Below are 21797 nucleotides of genomic sequence, written 5' to 3' on the forward strand. Positions count from 1 at the left end.
TTCCTGCGTTACATCACCGCTGCAAGCCTTCTGCGCTCACTGCGCTGCATGAAGTAATTCGCCGCGATCACGCCGATCGTCACGAGCGCGATGAACAAGGTCGCGAGCGCGTTCATCTCCGGATTCAGGCCCAGACGCACGCGCGAGAACACGACGAGCGGCAGCGTCGTCGACCCCGGGCCGGACAGGAACGCCGATAGCACCAGGTCATCGATCGACAGCGTGAACGACAAGAGCCATCCCGCCACGAGCGCCTGCGAGATCAGCGGCAGCGTGATCGAGAAGAACACGCGCAAGGGCGTCGCGCCGAGATCGAGCGCAGCTTCCTCCAGCGAAGGATTCAGCTCCCGCACGCGCGACTCCACGATGATCGCCACGTACGAGATGCACAGCATCACGTGGCCGATCCAGATCGTGAAGAAGCCGCGATCCGGCCAGCCGAGCAGCTTCGACATCTCGACGAACAGCAGCAGCAGCGAAATGCCCTGAATGACTTCGGGAATCACGAGCGGCGCGTTGATCATGCCCGTGTAGAGCGTGAAGCCCTTGAAGCGGCCCATGCGCGCCAGCACGAAGCCCGCCCACGTGCCGATCACGACCGACGCGCACGCCGTGAAGAACGCGATGCGCAACGACAGCCACGCGGCGTTGATGAGCTCGTCATCGGTGATGAGCGCGCGATACCACTTGAGCGACGGCTCGGTCCATACGGTCACGAGCGGCGAGTCGTTGAACGAATAGACGATGAGACTCAGGATCGGGATATACAGAAATGCGAACCCGAGGCCCAGCGCGGTGATTTGCAACGGACGGCTGGGCTTGATCATCGCTTTTCCTCCAGTTGCTTCGCCTGGAAGTGCTGGAAAAGCGCCATCGGCACGAGCAGCAGCAGCACCATCGCGCAGGTGACGGCGGAGGCCATCGGCCAGTCGGCGTTGTTGAAGAACTCGTTCCACATGACGCGGCCGATCATCAAGGTATCCGCGCCGCCGAGCAGTTCAGGAATCACGTACTCGCCCACCGCCGGAATGAACACGAGCAGACAGCCCGCGATGATGCCGTTCTTCGACAGCGGCAGCGTGATCTGCACGAACGCCTTCCACGGCTTCGCGCCGAGATCGTAGGCCGCTTCGAGCAAGGTCAGGTCCATCTTCACGAGATGCGCGTAGAGCGGCATCACGAGAAACGGCAGATACGAATACACCATGCCGATATACACCGCGATGTTCGTGTGATACAGCTCGATGGGCGAATGCAGCAGGCCGATCGACATCAGGAAGTTGTTGAGCAGGCCGTTGTTCTTGAGAATGCCGATCCACGCATACACGCGGATCAGAAACGACGTCCAGAACGGCAGCATCACGGCCATCATCAGGATGTTGCGCGTGGCCGGATTCGAGCGCGCGATGTAATACGCCATCGGATAGCCGATCACGAGGCACAGCACCGTGGACACCGCCGCGACCAGCAGCGAGTTCATGTAGGTCGCGAAGTACAGGCTGTCCTGCACGAGAAACGCGTAGTGCGCGAAGTCGAGCGCGATATGCATCACGCCCTCTTCCATCGACACGAGATCCGTGTACGGCGGAATGCCGAGCTGGCTGTCCGCGAAGCTGATCTTCACGACGAGCAGGAAGGGCACGAAGAACAGCAGCAGGAGCCACAGATACGGCCCGCCGATGACGAGCGAGCGCCCGCTCACGCCCAAGCGCTTGAGCAGATTCATCATGACGTCAGCACCACGCCCGCCGACGCGCTCCAGCGCACGTAGACTTCGTCATCGAACGTGGGCGAATCGATCTCGCCGATCGCGAGGCTCGACAGATTCGCGACCACCACTTTCCCGGAATCGAGCGTCACGTGATAGAGCGTGTAGCCGCCCATGTACGCGATGTTCGTCACCTTGCCGCGGCCCCAGTTGTACGCGCCCTCGGGCGGCTTTCTCGTCAGCGCGATGCGCTCCGGGCGCACGGAGATCGTCACCGGCATGCCGAGCGGCCCGGTGATGCCGTGGCTCACATAGAGACGCACCGGCAGCTCCGCCGATTCGACGAACACGTGATCCGGCTCGTCCTCCACGACATTGCCGTCGAAGAGATTGGTCGAGCCGATGAACTGCGCCGAGAAGCGGCTGTTCGGATATTCGTAGACTTCGTGCGGCGTGCCGAGCTGCACGATCTGGCCTTCGCTCATCACGGCGAGGCGATTGGCCATGGTCATGGCTTCTTCCTGATCGTGCGTCACCATGATGCAGGTCACGCCGACCTGGTCGAGAATGTTGACGAGCTCGATCTGCGTGCGCTGGCGAATCTGCTTGTCGAGCGCGGACATCGGCTCGTCGAGCAGCAGCAGCTTCGGGCGCTTGACGAGACTGCGCGCGAGCGCGACGCGCTGCTGCTGGCCGCCCGAGAGCTGATGCGGCTTGCGCTTCGCATACTGCGCCATCTGCACGAGTTGCAGCGCGTTGTGCACGCGGTCTTTCAGCTCGCTGCCGCGCACGCCTTCCTGCTTCAGCCCGAACGCGACGTTCGACTCCACGCTCATGTGCGGAAAGAGCGCGTAGGACTGGAACATCATGTTCACGGGCCGGTTGTACGGCGGCATCTTCGCGAGGTCTTCGCCGTCGATCAGGATCTGCCCTTCGGTCACGGACTCGAGCCCCGCGAGCATGCGCAAGAGCGTCGACTTGCCGCAGCCCGAGCTGCCGAGCAGCGCGAAAAGCTCGCCCTTCTTCACCGACAGGCTGACGCCCCGCACGGCCGTCGTCTCGCCGAACTTCTTCACGACGTCGACGATCTGCACGAAGTTGTCGTCCGTGCCCGGGGCCGACGGAGAACTGCCCGGCTCGCGCCGGCCGGAATTAGGCGCTGCCTTCAACGCGCTCGACTGCTCACTCATGATTGCCTGTTCGACTCCTTGCTTCCATGCGTCCTTCGTGGCTCGCCGCGACGTGCGACACGACCACGAACAAAGCCCCCGGAGGTCCAGGGGCTTCGTCGATTCAAAAGAATAACCGGCTTACCAGTTTCATCGGCCGGACTTGAATTCCGTCCAGAGCCGCGTCTGCAGGCGCTGGATTTCCGGCGGCAGCGGCTTCAGCAGGAACAGCGTCTTGATGACATCCTGCGGCGGAAAGACGGCCGGATCGTTCGCGACGTCCTTGTCCACGTACTTGCGGGCTTCGAGGTTCGCGCTCGGGTAATACACCGCGTTCGTGATCGCGGCATGAACCTGCGGCGTCTCGATGTAGTTGATCCACTCGTGCGCGGCTTCCTTGTTCTTCGCGTCCTTCGGGATCGCCATCACGTCGAACCACACGGGCGCGCCGCCCTTCGGAATGTAGTACTCGATCTTGAACGGCTTCTTCGCCTCGATGGCGCGATGCTTCGCGATCACGACGTCGCCCGACCAGCCGTAGGTGAAGCAGATGTCTCCGCCGACCATGTCGTTGATATAGCCCGACGAGTTGAACTGCGTGATGTACGGGCGGATCTTCTTCATCATCGCGAGCGCTTCGCGATAGTCGGCCGGGTTCGTGCTCATCGGATCCTTGCCGATGTAATGCAGCGCGGCCGCAAACATCTGGTCGGGCGCGTCGAGCACCGAGACGCCGCACGCCTTCAGCTTCGAGATGTTCTCGGGCTTGAAGAGGATGTCCCAGCTGTTGAGTTCGGCGTTCGCGCCGAGAATCTGCTTCGCCTTGTCGACGTTGTAGCCGAGGCCGGTCGTGCCGTACGCCCAGGGCACCGTGTACTTGTTGCCCGGATCGGCGCCCTCGACGAGCTTCATCAGGTCGGGATCGAGATACTTGAGGTTGGGCAGCTTCGATTTGTCGAGCGGCGCGAAAATGTTCGCCGCGATCTGCTTGCCTGCGTAGTTGCTCGTCGGCACGACGATGTCATAGCCCGAGCGGCCGGTGAGCAGCTTGGCCTGCAGGGTGTCGTCGCTGTCGTAGTTGTCGTACTTCACCTTGACGCCGGTCTGCTTGGTGAAGTTGGGGATCGTGTCCTTGGCGATATAGTCCGACCAGTTGTACACGTTCAACTGTGTGTCCTTCGCCGACGCTGCGAGCGGCGTCAACATCGCGGCGCATGCGAGGGCGCCCGCCAGCTTCGCCACCGGGCTTGCCAGTTTCTCGTTCATCTCGATTCTCCCTTGTTCCGACTTGTCACGGCGTCGTGCCGCGCGGACCCGGCGCATTGTCCGATCGCCCGGTCTGGCCGCGACTCCCTTTAAAACCCCGAAAACTACCACTAAACACAAGCGCGACAAAAAATAATGCGCCGCGTGTCGCGCAAAATGTACACGCCCTCACACCATGCGCCCGCGCGGTCCTGGCATACGGTATTTACCGGCCGCCGCCGCCGCGCGCGCCGGTCTTGAAGACCGCGCATTTTAGCCCCTAATCGACCCCGGCGGCACCTCAGAAAACCACACTCATCAAAGTGACACGGACGCGTAAGCCCGATGCAATGTCATTATTCGTGATCGGTCTCCGGCCCCCGCAATGACGGGGGTCCCGAGCCTGACGAATAGCCAGCGGAACGGTTGTTGCGAGCCAATTCGACGTGCGCCGCCCAAAGCGGCGTCTCCTGAACCGGCAACGCACGCGCAGACGACCGGCTCGCCGCTGTTGCATCGCTATTCGAGGCCACTTCCCGCATGAATACGAATCCGTCCGCGCTCAGCCGGCTGTCCGCCGCGAAATCCGGCACGCAGCGGCCCGCCCGCGAGGACACGACACAGGAGCCGCGTCCGCGCGGACGCTGGACCTCGTTCGCGGGCGCGGGCGCGCTCGTTGCCGTCGGCTATATGGACCCCGGCAACTGGGCGACGGCGCTGTCGAGCGGCGCGCGCTACGGCTACTCGCTGCTCGTCGTCGTTTTGCTCGCGAGCCTGATGGGCATGCTGCTGCAATGGGTCGCGTCGCGCGTGGGCGTCGTGACCGGGCGCGATCTCGCGCAACTGTGCCGCGAACGCTACGGCCGTCGCACGACGCTCGCGCTGTGGATCGCGTGCGAAATCGCGATCATCGCGTGCGATGTGGCGGAAGTCGTCGGCAGCGCGGTCGCGCTTCAGTTGCTCTTCGGACTCTCGCTCATCGCGGGCGTGCTGATCTCGGCGGTCGCCACCTTCGCGATGCTCGCGCTGCAAAGCCGCGGCGAACGCCCATTGCAGCGCGCCGTGACGGCGCTGATCCTGTTCGTGAGCGTCTGCTTCGTGGTCGAGCTCGCGCTCGCGCATCCGGTCTGGCGCGAGGCGCTGCGCGGCCTCGCGCCGTCGCGCGAACTGGTGCGCGACGCCGGGATGCTGTGGCTCGCGGCCGGCGTGCTCGGCGCGACGGTGATGCCGCACAACCTCTATCTGCACTCGGCGCTCGTCAAGGAGCATGCGAACGCCCGCGACGACGCGGCCATCGGGCGCGCGCTGCGCGGCGTCAACTTCGACACGTTTGCGTCGCTCGGGCTCGCGTTCATCGTCAATGCGTCGCTGCTGGTGGTCGCGGCGGCGGTGTTCCACGCAAGCGGCCACACCGAGGTCGACGATCTCGCCGATGCGCACCGGCTCATCGCGCCGCTCGTCGGCAGCCATTGGGCAGGTTCCGTGTTCGCCGCCGCCCTGCTCGCCTGCGGGCTGAATGCGACCGTGACCGGCACGCTGGCCGGTCAGGCGGTGATGGAAGGCTTCCTGCGCCTGAAGGTGGCGCGCTGGGCGCGGGCGCTTCTGACGCGCGCTCTCGCGATCGGGCCCGCCCTCGTCGCGGTGGCGGGCTTCGGGCAGCACGGCTCGAACGCGCTGCTCGTCGCCACGCAGGTCGTGCTGAGCCTGCAATTGCCGCTCGCGGTGATTCCGCTCGTGCGCTTCGCCTCCGATGCGGGTCTGATGGGCCGCTGGCGCGTCGCGCGGGTGCCGCTCGCGCTGGCGTGGTCGTGCGCGGGCGTGATCGTCGCGCTGAACGGCGCGATGCTGTGGCAAGCGGTGGCTTCGGGCTGAGGTCGCCGATCTCAGGTCGTCGGCAGTGCGTGTCTGTTTGTCAGTTACTTCAACGGCTACGGCGAGGACATCCTCGACTACAACCAGCAGCATCACTGGATCGCGCGAATAGGCTACAGTATCGCGCGCTGAGTTTTTTTACGAATCTGACCACCGCGTTGCCGCCCTCTTTTTGCGGCGACGCGGTCGAGAGCTTGCCTTATGTCTTCGAATCTTCACGACCTTCCTGATAGCCCGTGTATCGGCGTGTGCTCCACGCTGTTCGACGAAATCTGCAAGGGCTGCGGCCGCACGGCGAGCGAAGTGTCCAACTGGGTGTTTCTTTCCGATGAGGAAAAGCGCGCGATCTGGGCGCGCATCACGCGCGAGGGAACGGCGATGCGGTTTCGGAACGACGGGCTGTGAGCGCTTCACCTTCGAGGCGCGCGCTGGCCGTTCGACAGAGTTGAACGCCCGTCTGCCAGCCGGATAAGATGACTATCGGCGGACCCGGAGAGCCGTATCCGCCTCCGTCATGGCGAAACCTGGGATGGGCTGCCGATGCGGGGTTGCCGGTTTCCCGACACAACAAAACCGGCACGCTTTCATGCAAAAAAAGCCGCATATGCGGCTTTTTTTGTTAGTGCGGCAGGAGGCGCGTTACTGGATCCCCTGACTCGACAGGAAATCCTCGTAATTCCCGCCGAAGTCGCGCAGCGTGCCATCGGTCTTCACTTCGATGATCCGGTCCGCCAGCCCGCTCACGAATTCGCGGTCGTGCGACACGAAGATCAGCGTGCCTTCGAACTTTTCGAGCGCGATCTGCAGCGATTCGATCGACTCCATGTCCATGTGGTTCGTCGGCTCGTCCATCAGGAGCACGTTGTGGCGGCCGAGCATCAGCTTGCCCCAGATCATGCGGCCCTTCTCGCCGCCCGACAGTACCTTCACGTTCTTCTTGATGTCGTCTGCATTGAAGAGCAGACGGCCGAGCGTGCCGCGCATCATCTGCTCGTCGTCGCCTTCCTTGCGATACTGGTCGATCCACTCGGTCAGCGTCTCGTCCTTCGGAAACTCTTCGTAGGTGTCCTGCGGCATGTAGCCGACATTCGCGTTCTCCGCCCACTTCACGTTGCCGGCGTCGAGATCGAGCGCGCCCTTGAGCGACTTGAGCAGCGTGGTCTTGCCCGCGCCGTTCTCGCCGATGATCGCAATGCGCTCGCCCGGCTGCACGCTCAGATTGAAGTTCTGGAAGATCGTGCGGTCGTACTTCTTCGTGATACCTTCCGCGACCACCGCGATGTTGTGCAGCTTCTTTTCGTAGTCGAAGCGGATGAACGGATTCTGCCGCGACGACGGCTTGAATTCCTCGATCTTGATCTTGTCGATCATCTTGAGACGGCTGGTCGCCTGACGCGCCTTCGACTTGTTGGCCGAGAAGCGGCGCACGAAGTCCTGCAAGTCGGCCACGCGCTCCTTCGCCTTCTGGTTCGCGGCCTGCTGACGCTCGCGCGCCTGCGTCGACGCCAGCATGTAGTCGTCGTAGTTGCCCGGCCAGACCTTCAGCGTGCCGTAATCCATGTCCGCCATGTGCGTGCAGACCTGGTTCAGGAAGTGCCGATCGTGCGAGATGATGATCATCGTCGAGTTGTACTGGTTGAGGATGTCTTCCAGCCAGCGGATCGAGTTGATGTCGAGATTGTTGGTCGGCTCGTCGAGCAGCAGCACGTCGGGCTTCGAGAACAGCGCCTGCGCGAGCAGCACGCGCAGCTTCCAGCCCGGCGCGACGTTGCTCATCGGGCCGTTGTGATCGTTGATGTCGATGCCGATGCCGAGCAGCAGCTCGCCCGCGCGCGCCTCGGCCGTGTAGCCGTCGTATTCGGCGAACCTGGCTTCGAGATCCGCGGCGCGCATGTAGTCGTCGTCGGTCGCGTCGGGGTTCGCGTAGATCGCGTCGCGCTCGGTCATCGCGGCCCACATTTCGGTGTGGCCCATCATGACGACGTCGAGCACGCGCATGTCTTCGTACGCGAACTGGTCCTGACGCAATTTACCGAGACGCACGTTCGGCTCGAGCGCGACGTTGCCGGAGCTCGGCTCCAGATCACCGCCCAGGATTTTCATGAACGTCGACTTGCCGCAGCCGTTCGCCCCGATCAGTCCATAGCGGTTTCCTTCGCCGAACTTGACCGAGATGTTCTCGAAGAGGGGCTTGGGCCCGAATTGCATGGTGATATTGGCGGTAGACAGCACGGCGCGTCCTTTTGAATGGGGTACGACGAAAAACCTGAGATTTTAACAGCTTTTGGCGGGGTTTTGCCCGATGGCGCGATTGCGGCGAACCGCGCCCGAATGCGGCGCGCATGCCGCATCATGAAAAAAGGGCGCAGCCGATGCGGCCGCGCCCCGTGCGTTCCGAAGACGATCCGCACGAGGCGGATGCGCCTCTCGCGTTATGTGCGCTCGGCGATGAACGCCTTCACGACGCCTGCATCCGCGGGAACGATATCGAACCTTTGTGGCAGTTTTTCAAGCCCGACGAACGCCGCCGGCCGCTCCGGCTCGCGATTGAGCGCCTCGCGGATGGTCTCGCCGAACTTGATCGGCTGCGCGGTTTCGAGAACGATCATCGGCACGCCGGGCTTCAGGTTCTCGCGCGCGACCTTCACACCGTCGGCGGTGTGCGTGTCGATCATCGTCCGATAACGCTCGAAGACGTCGCGAATGGTCTTCACGCGATCGTCGTGCCCGCTCTTGCCCGACACGAAGCCGAACGCTTTCACGCGCGCGAAATCGCCGCTCGCGGCGAGATCGAAGCCGCCCTTCTCCTCGACGTCGCGGAACAGTTGCAGCACGCGCGCCGGATCGCGGCCGAGCAGGTCGTACACGAAGCGCTCGAAGTTCGACGCCTTCGAAATATCCATGCTCGGCGACGTGGTGTGATACGTCTCCGCCGCGCCGCGCACGCGATACACGCCGGTCTTGAAGAACTCGTCGAGCACGTCGTTTTCGTTCGTGGCGACAACGAGCTGGTCGATCGGCAGGCCCATCATGCGCGCGATATGCCCCGCGCACACATTGCCGAAGTTGCCCGACGGCACCGTGAACGACACGCGCTCGTCGTTGGCTTTGGTCGCGGCGAAATAGCCCTTGAAGTAGTACACGACCTGCGCGACGACGCGCGCCCAGTTGATCGAATTGACCGTGCCGATCTTGTGCTTCGCCTTGTAGGCGTGATCGTTCGAGACTGCCTTGACGATGTCCTGGCAGTTGTCGAAGTTGCCTTCCACGGCCAGATTGAAGATGTTCGGGTCTTGCAGCGAGAACATCTGCGCGGTCTGGAACGCGCTCATCTTCTTGTGCGGCGACAGCATGAACACGCGCACGCCGGTCTTGCCGCGCATCGCGTATTCGGCGGCGCTGCCGGTGTCGCCCGAGGTCGCGCCGAGGATGTTCAACGTCTCGCCGTGCTTGGCCAGCGCGTACTCGAACAGGTTGCCGAGCAGTTGCATCGCCATGTCCTTGAAGGCGAGCGTCGGGCCGTTCGACAGTTCCAGCAGCGAAAGCGTCGTGCCGTTTTCCTCGCCGAGCGTCTTGAGCGGCGTGATCTGCACGGCGCTCTCTTCATGGCGCACGTTGCTGTAGACCTGCGCCGTGTAGGTCTTGCGCGTGAGCGAGCGCAGATCGTCGGCGGGAATGTCGTCGCTGAACTTCGACAGCACTTCGAACGCGAGGTCCGCGTACGACAGCGTGCGCCAGCGCGCGAGCTCATCGGCGCTGACCTTCGGATACTCGTTCGGCAGGTACAGGCCGCCGTCTTTGGCGAGGCCGCCCAGCAGGATGTCGGAAAACGTGTGGCGCTCGTTCGTGCCGGCGCCGCGCGTCGAAATGTAGTTCATCGTGCTTGCCTTTAGTTGAGCGCTTCCATGCGCAGCTTCGTCACCTTCGAGACCACCGTGGACAGCGCCTCGATCTCCGCGATCGCCGCGTTCACATTCTTTTCCAGCGTCACGTGCGTGATGAGGATGATGTCCGTCTCGCCCTTGTTCGCGCCGTCGACTTCCTCCGATTCCTTCTGCAGCAAGGCATCGATGGAAATGGCCTTGTCGGCGAGAATGCGCGTGATGTTGGCGAGCACGCCCGTCACGTCCGCGACGCGCAGGCGCAGGTAGTAGCCGCTCGTCACTTCATCGATCGGCAGGATCGGCGTGTTGGAGAGGCTGTCCGGCTGGAACGCCAGATGCGGCACGCGATGCTCCGGATCGGCCGTATGCAGGCGCGTCACGTCGACGAGATCCGCGACCACGGCCGAAGCGGTAGGCTCCGCGCCCGCGCCCTTGCCGTAGTACAGCGTGGTGCCGACGGCATCGCCGTGCACGACGACCGCGTTCATCGCGCCTTCCACATTTGCGAGCAGGCGCTTCGCCGGAATGAGCGTCGGGTGCGTGCGCAGTTCGATGCCCTTCTCCGAGCGCCGCGCGATGCCGAGCAGCTTGATGCGATAGCCGAGATCCTCGGCGTACTTGATGTCGATCGCCGCGAGCTTGCTGATGCCTTCCACATACGCGCGATCGAACTGCACCGGCACGCCGAACGCGATCGCGCTCATGATCGTGACCTTGTGCGCGGCGTCGACGCCTTCGATGTCGAAGGTCGGATCGGCCTCGGCGTAACCGAGCTCCTGCGCGGCTTTCAATGCGGTCGCGAAGTCGAGCCCGCGGTCGCGCATTTCCGAAAGAATGTAGTTCGTCGTGCCGTTGATGATGCCCGCGATGTACTCGATGCGGTTCGCCGTCAACCCTTCGCGCAGCGCCTTGATGATGGGAATGCCGCCCGCCACCGCCGCTTCGAACGCAACCATCACGCCCTTCGCGCGCGCGGCCTCGAAGATTTCCGTGCCGTGCACCGCGAGCAGCGCCTTGTTGGCCGTCACGACATGCTTGCCGTTCGCGATCGCGCGCAGCACGAGTTCGCGCGCGAAACCGGTGCCGCCGATCATTTCGCACACGATATCGATGGAAGGATCGTCGACGACGGCGTTGAAGTCGTCCGTCACCGCGATGCCTTCCTGCTTCGCGGCTTCGGCCTTCGCCGGCGTGCGCACCGCGACGCGCGCGATTTCGATGCCGCGTCCGGCGCGTCGTTTGATTTCTTCCTGGTTACGGCGCAGCACCGTGAAGGTGCCGCTGCCGACCGTGCCGAAGCCCAAGAGTCCTACTTTGATCGGTTCCATGCAGCGCGAGTCTATAAAAGAGAAATTAAGCGGAATGTCGTTTGCGATAGCCGTCGAGGAAGCGCGCGATGCGGTTGATCGAATCCGCGAGATCGTCGACGTTCGGCAGGAAGACCACGCGGAAATGATCCGGTGTCGGCCAGTTGAAGCCCGTGCCCTGCACGAGCAGCACACGCTCCTCGAGCAGCAGGTCGGTGATGAACTGCTGGTCGTCCTGGATCGGGTACATCTTCGGATCGAGCTTCGGGAACATGTAGAGCGCGGCTTGCGGCTTCACGCAGGAGACGCCCGGAATGGCGGTGAGCATGTCGTAGGCGAGCTCGCGCTGCTTGAAGAGACGCCCGCCCGGCACGATCAGGTCGTTGATGCTCTGATAGCCGCCGAGCGCCGTCTGGATCGCGTACTGGCCGGGCACGTTCGGGCACAGGCGCATCGATGCGAGGATGCCAAGGCCTTCCAGATAGTCTTTCGCGCGGCGGCGGTTCTCTTCGATCAGCCCGGAAATCGCCATCCAGCCCGCGCGATAACCGCACGAACGGTAGCTTTTCGACAGGCTGTTGAACGTGACCGTGATCACGTCTTCGGATAGCGCGGCCATCGACGTGTGCGTCTTGCCGTCGTAGATGATCTTGTCGTACACCTCGTCGGCGAAAATGATCAGCCCGTGCTCCCGCGCGAGCGCGATCAGGTCGAGCAGCAGCTCGTCCGAATACAGCGCGCCGGTCGGGTTGTTCGGGTTGATGACGACGAGCGCCTTCGTGTTCGGCGTGATCTTCGCGCGGATGTCGTCGAGATCGGGCATCCAGCCGTTGCTCTCGTCGCACATATAGTGGCGCGGCGTGCCGGACGACAGGCTCACGGCGGCCGTCCAGAGCGGGTAGTCCGGCGCCGGGAGCAGCACTTCGTCGCCATCGTTGAGGAGCGCCTGCATCGCCATCACGATGAGCTCGGACGCGCCATTGCCGATGTAGATGTCATCCAGCTCGACGCCCGTCACGCCCTTTTGCTGCGTGTAATGCATGATCGCCTTGCGCGCGGCGAACACGCCCTTCGAATCCGAATAGCCCGACGAGCCCGGCAGGTTGCGGATCATGTCCTGAATGATCTCGTCCGGCGCCTCGAAGCCGAACGGCGCCAGATTGCCGATATTGAGCTTGATGATGCGATGGCCTTCCTCTTCGAGGCGCTTCGCGTGTTCGAGCACGGGCCCGCGAATGTCGTAGCAGACGTTTTGCAGCTTGTTGGATTTGAGAATCGGTTTCACGCTGGCGCTCTGGGTCTTGAGTGGTGATGCGGACTGGTTTTTGTTGGTGCCGGTCAGCTGCGGCCCGGTGTTCCGCACAGCCAGCCCCGCGCGCGGGCAGCGGGCGGGCGTGGTGCAAGGAACCAAGGTTGAAGCCTGAAGGCGGCTCGCCCGGACGACTCGCTCGTTTCCGAGCGCCGAACGATGCATTTTAGACGCCGCGCCAGGTAAGGCATGGGCGATGCGGACCGGATTGCGTGTCGGAGGCGGCTTGTGGCGGCGCGCGAGCGCAACGGGCGGCGCACGAGCAAGCCCGGCAGCCGGAAAGTTATAATTTACTGATTATGGCCCAGTTCCGCAATGCACCAAAGGAACACGCCGGCCGCGGCGGAAATTGCGGTGCGCATGCACGCGCCGCCCGGTTCGCATGGCTGCGCGGACGCCGGGTCTCTCCTCTATTCCTTGCCGGATCACTGTTTTGAAACTTCACCAGGATTCCAACAGCGCGCTCAACACAATAACGAGCTACGGAGACGGTTTCGTGGCGGTCAATCTCGAAAGGCACGAAGGCAGCGTGATCATCATGCCCGAGACGCCCGTCGCGGCGTGGCCGGTGTCATCGTTCGACGCGCTCACGCCCGAGCACTTCGATGCGCTCGTCGAGGCCGCGCCTGAAGTCGTCATTTTCGGTAGCGGCTCGCGCCTGCGCTTTCCGCATCCGCGTCTCACGGCGCAGCTGGCGAAGCACCGGATCGGCGTCGAGACGATGGATTTCGGCGCGGCCTGCCGCACCTACAACATCCTGATGTCCGAAGGCCGCCGCGTAGCCGCCGCGCTTCTGATCGAAGCCTGACGACATTCCTAAGGAAACGCTAAGGAAGCGCTGGCAGACTGCCGCCGCCCGTCCGAGATCGGCGCAGCCCGGGCCGTCACGCGACGGATTTGGCGAATGTCGGACGTCCGTGCGCTACACTCCCGCCCGGCGTTCGCCTTTGCGCGGCGCTTCGGGCGTGGCGCGGACGGATTCGGCGGGCATTCACCGGGACGGTTTCGCCGCGCATATCCGGCCGCCAATGGCGCGCGCGTAGCGCGCGGCGGGCCGGATATGCGAACTTGCAGCGAAAATGCGTGCCTGAGCATGCGCGAGCGGCATCGTCGCGCTGCCCGCATTCATCGCCCATTTCGTTTCACTAGCGCCGCGCATCGCGGCATCGGACAGGTCGACTTCATGAACGATACGCCTTCGCGGCTACCGCTCACACGTCTTTCGCTCATTCTTCTGGTTCTCGCGCTCGCGATCATCTGGTTCGCGCCGCTGGGCTATCGCCATCTCGTTCCGAGCGACGAAGGCCGTTACGCGGAAATGGCGCGCGAGATGTTCCTCACCGGCGACTGGATCACGCCGCGCTACAACGGCTACAAATATTTCGAGAAGCCGCCGCTGCAAACCTGGGCGAACGCGCTCACGTTCGCGTGGTTCGGCATCGGCGAATGGCAGGCGCGGCTCTATACCGCGCTCACGGGCTTCGCGGGCGTGCTGCTCGTCGGCTACACGGGCACGCGCGTGTTCAACGCGATGACCGGCTTCGCGGCCGCGGTCATTCTCGCGACCTGCCCGTACTGGAACCTGATGGGCCACTTCAACACGCTCGACATGGGCCTCGCGTTCTGGATGGAGCTTGCGCTCTGCGCGCTGCTGCTCGCCCAGCGCCCCGGCCTGCCGACGCGCGAGGTGCGCCTGTGGATGTGGCTGTGCTGGGCGGGAATGGGCGCGGCGGTGCTCTCCAAGGGCCTGGTCGGCCTGATCCTGCCGGGCGCGGTGCTTATCCTCTATTCGCTCGTCTCGCGCGACTGGGCGCTCTGGAAGCGGCTCTACATCGGCAGCGGGCTGATCGTGTTCCTGATCGTGACCGGCCCCTGGTTCGCGCTCGTGCAGATGAAGAACCCCGAGTTCTTCAACTTTTTCTTCATCGTCCAGCAGTTCAAGCGCTATCTGACACCCGAGCAGAATCGCCCCGGCGCGTTCTATTACTTCGTGCCCGTGCTGATCGTCGGCTTTCTGCCGTGGCTGTCGATCACCTTTCAGAGCGTGCGCCACGGCCTGAAGACGCCGCGCCAGCCCAACGGCTTCGCGCCCGTCACGATGCTGCTCGTCTGGACGGCGTTCATCTTCCTGTTCTTCAGCGCGTCGCATTCGAAGCTCATTTCCTACGTGCTGCCGGTCGCGCCCGCAATCGCGCTGGTGATCGGGCTCTATTTGCCGTCGCTGACGAAGCCGCAGTACCGCATGCATCTGATCGGCTACGCGGTGTTCCTGATCGCAGCGGCGTTCGGCGCGATCTTCCTCGGCCGGGCGGGCAGCGCGAACACGCCGAACGCGCTCTATCGCGCGTTCCAGATCTGGGTCTACGCGGGCATCGCCGTCGCCTTCGTGGTGACGCTCGTCGCGCTCTGGCTCAACCGGCGCAGCGTGCTCGCGGGCGCGGCGGGACTGGGCGCGGCCTGGCTGCTGCTCGGCACCATCGCGGGCTCGGGCCACGACGTGTTCGGCACGCAAAGCTCGGGCGTGAACCTCGTGCCGCCCGTGAAGGCCGCGATGGCGAAGCTGCCGCCCGATACGCCGTTCTATTCGATCGCGAAGCTCGATCACACGATGCCCTTCTATCTCGGCCACACGATGATCATGGTCGGCGAGGCCGATGAGCTGACCTTCGGCGTGCAGACCGAGCCGCAGAAATGGGTGCCGAGCATCGACGAGTGGGTCACGCTGTGGGATTCGAAGCGCTACGCCTTGGCGCTGATGCCGCCGGGCCGCTACGACGAGCTCGCCGCGCGCCACGTGCCGATGCAGGTGCTCGCGCGCGACGAACGCCGCGTGATCGTGGAGAAGCCGCAGCCGTGAGCCCTTTCGCCCCCGAATACGCCCCCGATTGCGCCCATGTTGCGGCGCACGATCGTTCGGCATTTGCCGATATACCGAGTATCCTTGTTTCGCATTTGAAAAACGCGCGATGAACCCGATTTCCTTTATTTGCATCGTCATCGGCGTATCGTTGAACGCGTGCGCCCAGCTTCTGCTCAAAGCCGGCGTGAATGCGGTGGGCCATTTCGACTTCACGCCCGCCAATATCATCCCGGTCGGCTTCAAGATCGCGACGCAGCTGCCCATCATCGGCGGGCTCGCGTGCTATGTGCTGAGCGTCGTCGTGTGGATCGTCGGGCTGTCGCGGGTGGACGTGTCGATCGCCTATCCGATGCTCTCGCTCGGCTACGTCGTCAATGCGTTCGCGGCGTGGTATCTGTTCGGCGAAGTGCTGTCGATGCAGCGGCTCGTCGGCATCGGCATCATTCTCGTCGGTGTCGTCGTGCTCGCGCGCGGCTAGCGGGCCGCATCGAAGCTTCGTCCGGATCAATCATTTTTTAAGCGCATAGTCCATGACTCAAACAACGCGGCCGTTTCTGCCTTTCGTGAAGCCCGAGATCGACGAGGAAACCATTCAGGGCGTCGTCGACGTGCTCCGGTCCGGCTGGATCACCACCGGCCCGCAGAATCAGCAGTTCGAGGCCGAGTTGTCGGCGTATGTCGGCGGCCGTCCGGTGCGCGCGTTCAATTCCGGCACCTGCACGATGGAGATCGGCCTGCGCATCGCGGGCGTGGGCCCGGGCGACGAAGTCATCACCACGCCGATGACCTGGGTGTCGACGGCGAACGTGATCATCGAAGTGGGCGCGACGCCCGTGTTCGTCGATATCGATCCGGTCACACGCAACATGGACCTGAACTTGCTTGAACGCGCGATCACCCCGCGCACGAAGGCGATCATGCCGGTGTATCTGGCGGGCCTGCCGGTCGACATGGACAGGCTTTACGAAATCGCGCGCGCCCACAAGCTGCGCGTGATCGAGGACGCCGCGCAGGCGTTCGGCTCGACCTGGAAGGGCAAGCGCATCGGCGCGATCGGCGACATCGTCTCGTTCAGCTTCCACGCGAACAAGAACGTGACGTCGATCGAAGGCGGCGCGCTCGTCATGAACAACGAGGACGAGGCGGAGCTCGCGCGCAAGTACCGGCTGCAGGGCATCACGCGCACGGGCTTCGACGGGATGGACTGCGACGTGCTGGGCGGCAAGTACAACCTGACCGATGTCGCGGCGCGCGTCGGGCTGGGCCAGTTGCGCCAGGTCGAGCGCTTCACCGAGAAGCGCCGGCAGCTCGCGCGCGCCTACTTCGACGCGTTCGAAGGCGGCGCGGCCGTGAAGCTCGGCATCGGCCTGCCGCCGGAGAATTTCACCGACAGCAACTGGCACATGTTCCAGATCGCGCTGCCGCTCGAGAAGCTCGGGCTCACGCGCGCGGAGTTCATGGCCGAGATGAAGGAGCGCGGCATCGGCACGGGTCTGCATTACCCGGCGCTGCATCTCTTCACGCTGTATCGCGCGCGCGGTTTCAAGGAAGGCATGTTCCCGCACGCGGAGCGCTACGGCGCATCGACGGTCACGCTGCCGCTCTTCACGCTGATGAGCGCGGACGACGTGGCGTATGTCGTGAAATCGATCAATGAGATCTGCGAGCAGTTCGCGGACAACGGCAAGAGCCACGGGTAACCAAGGACAACCAGCGCAACATGAGTCATATGGATTTTCCGGCGACCTCCCCCGAGCTTTCGGTGATCATCCCGGTGTACAACGAGCAGGACGGGCTCGCCGCCCTCTTCGAGCGCCTCTATCCGGCGCTCGACGCGCTCGGCACGTCGTACGAGGTGATCTTCATCAACGACGGCAGTCGCGACAAATCGGCGGCGCTGCTCGCGCAGCAATTTCACGTGCGGCCCGACACCACGCGCGTCATTCTGCTGAACGGCAATTACGGCCAGCACATGGCGATTCTCGCGGGCTTCGAGCAGTCGCGCGGCGAGATCGTCGTCACGCTGGATGCCGACCTGCAGAATCCGCCGGAGGAAATCGGCAAGCTCGTCAGGAAGATGCGCGAGGGCTACGACTACGTCGGCACGATCCGCCAGCAGCGGCAGGACAGCCTCTGGCGCAAGAAGGCGTCGCGCGCGATGAACCGCCTGCGCGAGCGCATCACGAAGATCAAGATGACGGATCAGGGCTGCATGCTGCGCGCGTACAGCCGCCATATCATCGATACGATCAACCGCTGCGGCGAGATCAACACGTTCATTCCCGCGCTCGCGTACACGTTCGCTCAGAACCCGATCGAAGTCGATGTCGCGCACGAGGAGCGTTTCGCGGGCGAATCGAAGTATTCGCTCTACAGCCTCATCCGCCTGAACTTCGATCTCGTCACGGGCTTCTCGGTCGTGCCGCTGCAATGGCTGTCGTTCATCGGCGTGATTCTGTCGGTCGGCTCGGCGGGCCTGTTCCTGCTGCTGTTGATTCGCCGCTTCATGTTCGGCGCGGAAGTCCAGGGTGTGTTCACCCTCTTCGCCATCACGTTCTTCATGCTCGGCGTGATCATCTTCGCGCTCGGGCTGCTCGGCGAATACATCGGCCGGATTTATCAGCAGGTGCGCGCGCGGCCGCGCTATCTCGTGCAGACGATCCTCGAGGAGCGCGAAGGCCTGCCCATGACGGCCAAGCCACTTCAGGAGCCGGTGCAGCGCGTGGCCATCGCCCGCGAGGAAGACGGCCAATGAAGCCGCGCGCAGTCGTCTTCGCGTATCACGATGTCGGCGTGCGCTGCCTGCAGGTGCTGCTCGCGCGCGGCGTCGATGTCGCGCTCGTCGTCACGCACGAAGACAGCGCGAGCGAAAACATCTGGTTCGGCAGCGTCGCGCAGGTCGCGGCGGAACATGGCATCGACACGATCACGCCCGCCGATCCGAAGTCGCCCGAGCTTTACGACACCGTGGAGAAGCTCGCGCCGGACTTCATTTTCTCGTTCTATTACCGGAACATGCTGCCGGTTTCGCTGCTCTCGCTCGCGCGGCGCGGCGCCTACAACATGCACGGCTCGCTGCTGCCCAAGTACCGCGGCCGCGTGCCGACGAACTGGGCCGTGCTCAACGGCGAGACCGAAGCCGGCGCGACGCTGCACGAGATGGCGGAGAAGCCCGACGCGGGCGCGATCCTCGCGCAGACGCCGGTGCCCATCCTGCCCGACGACACCGCCGCGCAAGTCTTCGATAAAACCGTCGTCGCGGCCGAGCAGACGCTCTGGCGCGTGCTGCCCGCCCTGCTCGCGGGCGAAGCGCCGCATCTGCCGAACGATCTCGCATCCGGCAGCTACTTCGGCGGGCGCAAGCCGGAAGACGGGCGCATCGACTGGACGCAGCCCGCGCAGCGCGTCTACAACCTGATTCGCGCGGTCGCGCCGCCGTATCCGGGCGCGTTCACGGATATCGGCGCGCACCGCTTCATCGTCGCGCGGGCGCGGCTCGTGCCTGAAACGGGCGCGCCCGGCATTTCTCTCGAAAGACTCGGTGAGTTGCGGAGTTTGCCCCCGGGCCTAAGGGTGGCGGATAATGCGCTGTTTGGCGTCTGCGGCGATGGCCGCGTCGTCGCCATCCACGAGTTGCGCCATCGGCCGCTCGATACCGAAGGCGTTCCGTCAGGCGAAGCGCGCACCGTCGATCCCGCCGAATTCGGCCGAATCATTCAATCCTCTCGTCATTCATGAAAAAAGTTCTGATCCTCGGTGTCAACGGCTTCATCGGCCATCACCTGTCCAAGCGCATCCTCGAAACCACCGACTGGGAAGTCTTCGGGATGGACATGCAAACCGATCGCCTTGGCGACCTCGCGAATCACGAGCGGATGCATTTCTTCGAAGGCGACATCACGATCAACAAGGAGTGGGTCGAGTATCACGTGAAGAAGTGCGACGTGATCCTGCCGCTCGTCGCGATCGCGACGCCCGCGACCTACGTGAAGCAGCCGCTGCGCGTGTTCGAGCTCGACTTCGAAGCGAACCTGCCGATCGTGCGCTCGGCGGTGAAGTACGGCAAGCATCTGGTGTTTCCGTCGACGTCCGAGGTGTACGGCATGTGCACCGACGAGCAATTCGATCCGGAAAACTCCGTGCTGTCCTACGGCCCGATCAACAAGCCGCGCTGGATCTACGCGTGCTCGAAGCAGCTGATGGACCGCGTGATCTGGGGCTACGGCATGGAAGGGCTGAACTTCACCCTCTTCCGCCCGTTCAACTGGATCGGCCCGGGCCTCGACTCCATCTACACGCCGAAGGAAGGTTCGTCGCGCGTCGTGACGCAGTTCCTCGGCCACATCGTGCGCGGCGAGAACATCAGCCTCGTGGACGGCGGCGCGCAGAAGCGCGCGTTCACCGATATCGACGACGGCATCGGCGCGCTGATGAAGATCATCGAGAACAAGGACGGCGTGGCGACGGGCAAGATCTATAACATCGGCAATCCGAAGAACAACTTCTCGGTGCGCGAGCTCGCGAACAAGATGCTCGCGCTCGCGAACGAGTTCCCCGAATACGCGGACAGCGCGAAGAAGGTGCAGCTCGTCGAGACTTCGTCGGGCGCGTACTACGGCACGGGCTATCAGGACGTGCAAAACCGCGTGCCGAAGATCGAGAACACGATGCAGGAACTCGCCTGGGCCCCGCAAGCCACCATGGACGACGCGCTGCGCAAGATCTTCGAAGCGTATCGCGCGCATGTGGGCGAAGCCCGCAAGCTCGTCGAGCAAGCGTAAGCAAGAGGAAGAAGCGTGGCCCGCATCGTTCTCAAGATCGACGTCGATACGCTGCGCGGCACGCGCGAGGGCGTGCCCAATCTCGCGCGTCTGCTCGACAAGTACAGCGCCCGCGCGACGTTCCTCTTCAGCCTCGGCCCCGATCACACCGGCTGGGCGCTCAGACGCGTGTTCCGGCCGGGGTTTCTCAAGAAGGTGTCGCGCACGTCGGTGGTCGAGCATTACGGCGTGAAGACGCTCATGTACGGCGTGCTCTTGCCGGGACCGGACATCGGCCGTGAAGCCGTGTCGGAGATGCGCGCCATCCACGAGGCCGGTTTCGAATGCGGCATCCACACGTGGGATCACGTCTACTGGCAGGACAACGTGCGCGCGCGCGACCGCGAATGGACCGTCGCGCAGATGCGGCAGAGCCACGCGCGTTTCATCGAGATCTTCGGGGCGCCGCCCGTCACGCACGGCGCGGCCGGCTGGCAGATGAACGGCTACGCGTTCGAGCAGATCGATGCGTGGGGCATGCGTTACGCATCGGACGGGCGCGGCCACACGCCGTACATCCCCGTGCTCGACGGCCGCACGCTCAGCCACGTCCAGATGCCCACCACCTTGCCCACGCTCGATGAAGTACTGGGCGTCGACGGTGTCGACGAAAGCAATGTCGCGGCGCATCTGCTGCGTCACACGGCGAACAATCCGCACGATCAGGTCTTCACGCTGCACGCCGAACTCGAAGGCCAGAAGCTCGCACCGGTGTTCGAGCAACTGCTTGCGGGCTGGCGCGCGCAGGGACACAGCTTCGCCACGATGGGCGACTACCATGCGGCGCTGGACCGCGCGACGCTGCCCACGTACCCTGTGACGTGGGGCGAGATTCCGGGCCGCGCGGGCGAGCTGATCGTTCAGCCGGGCTGAAGCGGCGCGTGGCTGCTTCCGAGATTCGTCGTGAGTTTCATCGTTTTTCTCATCTACAAACCAAAACAACCGGAGAAACCTTCGTGTCAGTCGCAGTCGACCAGCCCGTTCCCGACTTCACCGCACCCGCGACGGGTGGCGAGTTCACGCTTTCGAGCCTGCGCGGCACGAAGGTCGTGCTCTTCTTCTACCCGAAGGACAACACGCCGGGCTGCACGACCGAAAGCCTGCAATTCCGCGACCACTATGACCAGTTCAAGGCGGCGGGCGCGGAAATCGTCGGCATCTCGCGCGACAGCGTGAAATCGCACGACAACTTCAAGGCGAAGCTGGAGCTGCCGTACACGCTGGTGTCGGACGGCGACGAAGCCATCTGCTCGCTGTTCGATGTCATCAAAATGAAGAAAATGTATGGCAAGGAAGTGCGCGGCGTGGAGCGCTCGACCTTCCTCATCGACGCGAAAGGCGTGCTTCGCCGCGAGTTCCGCGGCGTCAAGGTGCCAGGCCACGTAGAGGCCATCGTCGAGGCTGTACAAGCGATTTGAGGCACGTTATATTGGTCCGCAATGAGCGCCTGTCCTCCCCATTCCCTTTGCCTTAGCGCGAGCCGCCGTGCGCCAGCCGGCGCGGTCGGCATGGACCCCGGCTATGTGGAGTCGGCAAGGGAAAGGCGCTCTGAAGCAGAAGTGAGCCGCTGGTTCCGGTAGTCGGAACGGCGGCTTTTTTATTTGGCGTCGCACAAAAGCCACG

The 21797-nt window shown here is 63.7% G+C and carries 19 protein-coding genes; 11 read left to right on the forward strand and 8 right to left on the reverse strand.

What is annotated here, in order from left to right:
* Positions 1-8: 8 nt before the first annotated feature.
* From AC1Z32_RS20930 to AC1Z32_RS20945, 4 genes are all read right to left on the reverse strand, one after another.
* Complete coding sequence (locus tag AC1Z32_RS20930) at positions 9-824, reverse strand: ABC transporter permease subunit (protein WP_483481705.1); 816 nt, start codon at positions 822-824, stop codon at positions 9-11.
* Complete coding sequence (locus AC1Z32_RS20935) at positions 824-1729, reverse strand: ABC transporter permease subunit (RefSeq protein ID WP_483480385.1); 906 nt, start codon at positions 1727-1729, stop codon at positions 824-826. Before AC1Z32_RS20935 ends, AC1Z32_RS20930 begins: the two co-directional genes overlap by 1 nt.
* Entirely contained in the window at positions 1726-2898 is a 1173-nt protein-coding gene (locus AC1Z32_RS20940; protein ID WP_483480386.1) for an ABC transporter ATP-binding protein, read from the reverse strand. The genes AC1Z32_RS20935 and AC1Z32_RS20940 overlap by 4 nt, the downstream gene beginning before the upstream one ends.
* Positions 2899-3027: 129 nt before the next feature.
* Complete coding sequence (locus tag AC1Z32_RS20945) at positions 3028-4083, reverse strand: polyamine ABC transporter substrate-binding protein (protein ID WP_483481706.1); 1056 nt, start codon at positions 4081-4083, stop codon at positions 3028-3030.
* A 579-nt stretch (positions 4084-4662) separates the two neighbouring features.
* On the opposite strand from AC1Z32_RS20945, the gene AC1Z32_RS20950 reads away from it, so the two are divergent.
* On the forward strand, positions 4663-5994 hold the full coding sequence (locus AC1Z32_RS20950; protein WP_483480387.1) for an Nramp family divalent metal transporter: 1332 nt from the start codon (positions 4663-4665) through the stop codon (positions 5992-5994).
* A 201-nt stretch (positions 5995-6195) separates the two neighbouring features.
* On the forward strand, positions 6196-6399 hold the full coding sequence (locus AC1Z32_RS20955; RefSeq protein ID WP_483480388.1) for a DUF1289 domain-containing protein: 204 nt from the start codon (positions 6196-6198) through the stop codon (positions 6397-6399).
* A 234-nt stretch (positions 6400-6633) separates the two neighbouring features.
* Here AC1Z32_RS20955 and AC1Z32_RS20960 read toward each other — a convergent pair whose 3' ends face one another.
* The 4 genes from AC1Z32_RS20960 to AC1Z32_RS20975 all read right to left on the reverse strand — a co-directional run bounded on the left by AC1Z32_RS20960 (position 6634) and on the right by AC1Z32_RS20975 (position 12470).
* Complete coding sequence (locus tag AC1Z32_RS20960; RefSeq protein WP_483480389.1) at positions 6634-8226, reverse strand: ABC-F family ATPase; 1593 nt, start codon at positions 8224-8226, stop codon at positions 6634-6636.
* A gap of 200 nt (positions 8227-8426) precedes the next feature.
* Complete coding sequence (gene thrC, locus AC1Z32_RS20965; protein WP_483480390.1) at positions 8427-9872, reverse strand: threonine synthase; 1446 nt, start codon at positions 9870-9872, stop codon at positions 8427-8429.
* Between the two features lie 11 nt (positions 9873-9883).
* A complete protein-coding gene (locus AC1Z32_RS20970; protein ID WP_483480391.1) occupies positions 9884-11206 on the reverse strand; it encodes a homoserine dehydrogenase in 1323 nt (440 codons plus the stop codon).
* Between the two features lie 25 nt (positions 11207-11231).
* A complete protein-coding gene (locus tag AC1Z32_RS20975) occupies positions 11232-12470 on the reverse strand; it encodes a pyridoxal phosphate-dependent aminotransferase (RefSeq protein ID WP_483480392.1) in 1239 nt (412 codons plus the stop codon).
* 457 nt (positions 12471-12927) lie between these two features.
* On the opposite strand from AC1Z32_RS20975, the gene AC1Z32_RS20980 reads away from it, so the two are divergent.
* From AC1Z32_RS20980 to AC1Z32_RS21020, 9 genes are all read left to right on the forward strand, one after another.
* The gene (locus AC1Z32_RS20980) at positions 12928-13302 is read left to right on the forward strand and encodes an Mth938-like domain-containing protein (RefSeq protein ID WP_483480393.1); all 375 of its coding nucleotides are present in this window, start codon (positions 12928-12930) and stop codon (positions 13300-13302) included.
* Between the two features lie 375 nt (positions 13303-13677).
* Entirely contained in the window at positions 13678-15351 is a 1674-nt protein-coding gene (locus AC1Z32_RS20985; RefSeq protein ID WP_483480394.1) for a phospholipid carrier-dependent glycosyltransferase, read from the forward strand.
* A 109-nt stretch (positions 15352-15460) separates the two neighbouring features.
* Entirely contained in the window at positions 15461-15832 is a 372-nt protein-coding gene (locus tag AC1Z32_RS20990) for an SMR family transporter (protein WP_062604365.1), read from the forward strand.
* 52 nt (positions 15833-15884) lie between these two features.
* Positions 15885-17054 (forward strand): DegT/DnrJ/EryC1/StrS family aminotransferase, encoded by a 1170-nt coding sequence (locus tag AC1Z32_RS20995; RefSeq protein ID WP_483480395.1) that lies wholly within the window; start codon positions 15885-15887, stop codon positions 17052-17054.
* Positions 17055-17074: 20 nt separating this feature from the next.
* Positions 17075-18109, forward strand: a complete 1035-nt coding sequence (locus AC1Z32_RS21000; protein ID WP_483480396.1) for a glycosyltransferase — start codon at positions 17075-17077, stop codon at positions 18107-18109.
* Positions 18106-19092 (forward strand): formyltransferase, encoded by a 987-nt coding sequence (locus AC1Z32_RS21005; protein ID WP_483480397.1) that lies wholly within the window; start codon positions 18106-18108, stop codon positions 19090-19092. The genes AC1Z32_RS21000 and AC1Z32_RS21005 overlap by 4 nt, the downstream gene beginning before the upstream one ends.
* The gene (locus tag AC1Z32_RS21010) at positions 19089-20135 is read left to right on the forward strand and encodes a bifunctional UDP-4-keto-pentose/UDP-xylose synthase (RefSeq protein WP_483480398.1); all 1047 of its coding nucleotides are present in this window, start codon (positions 19089-19091) and stop codon (positions 20133-20135) included. The genes AC1Z32_RS21005 and AC1Z32_RS21010 overlap by 4 nt, the downstream gene beginning before the upstream one ends.
* Before the next feature lie 15 nt (positions 20136-20150).
* Entirely contained in the window at positions 20151-21047 is an 897-nt protein-coding gene (locus tag AC1Z32_RS21015) for a polysaccharide deacetylase family protein (protein ID WP_483480399.1), read from the forward strand.
* A gap of 83 nt (positions 21048-21130) precedes the next feature.
* The gene (locus AC1Z32_RS21020; protein WP_014191241.1) at positions 21131-21592 is read left to right on the forward strand and encodes a peroxiredoxin; all 462 of its coding nucleotides are present in this window, start codon (positions 21131-21133) and stop codon (positions 21590-21592) included.
* Positions 21593-21797 lie beyond the last annotated feature (205 nt).

Source organism: Caballeronia sp. 11_S32, from assembly GCF_056930355.1.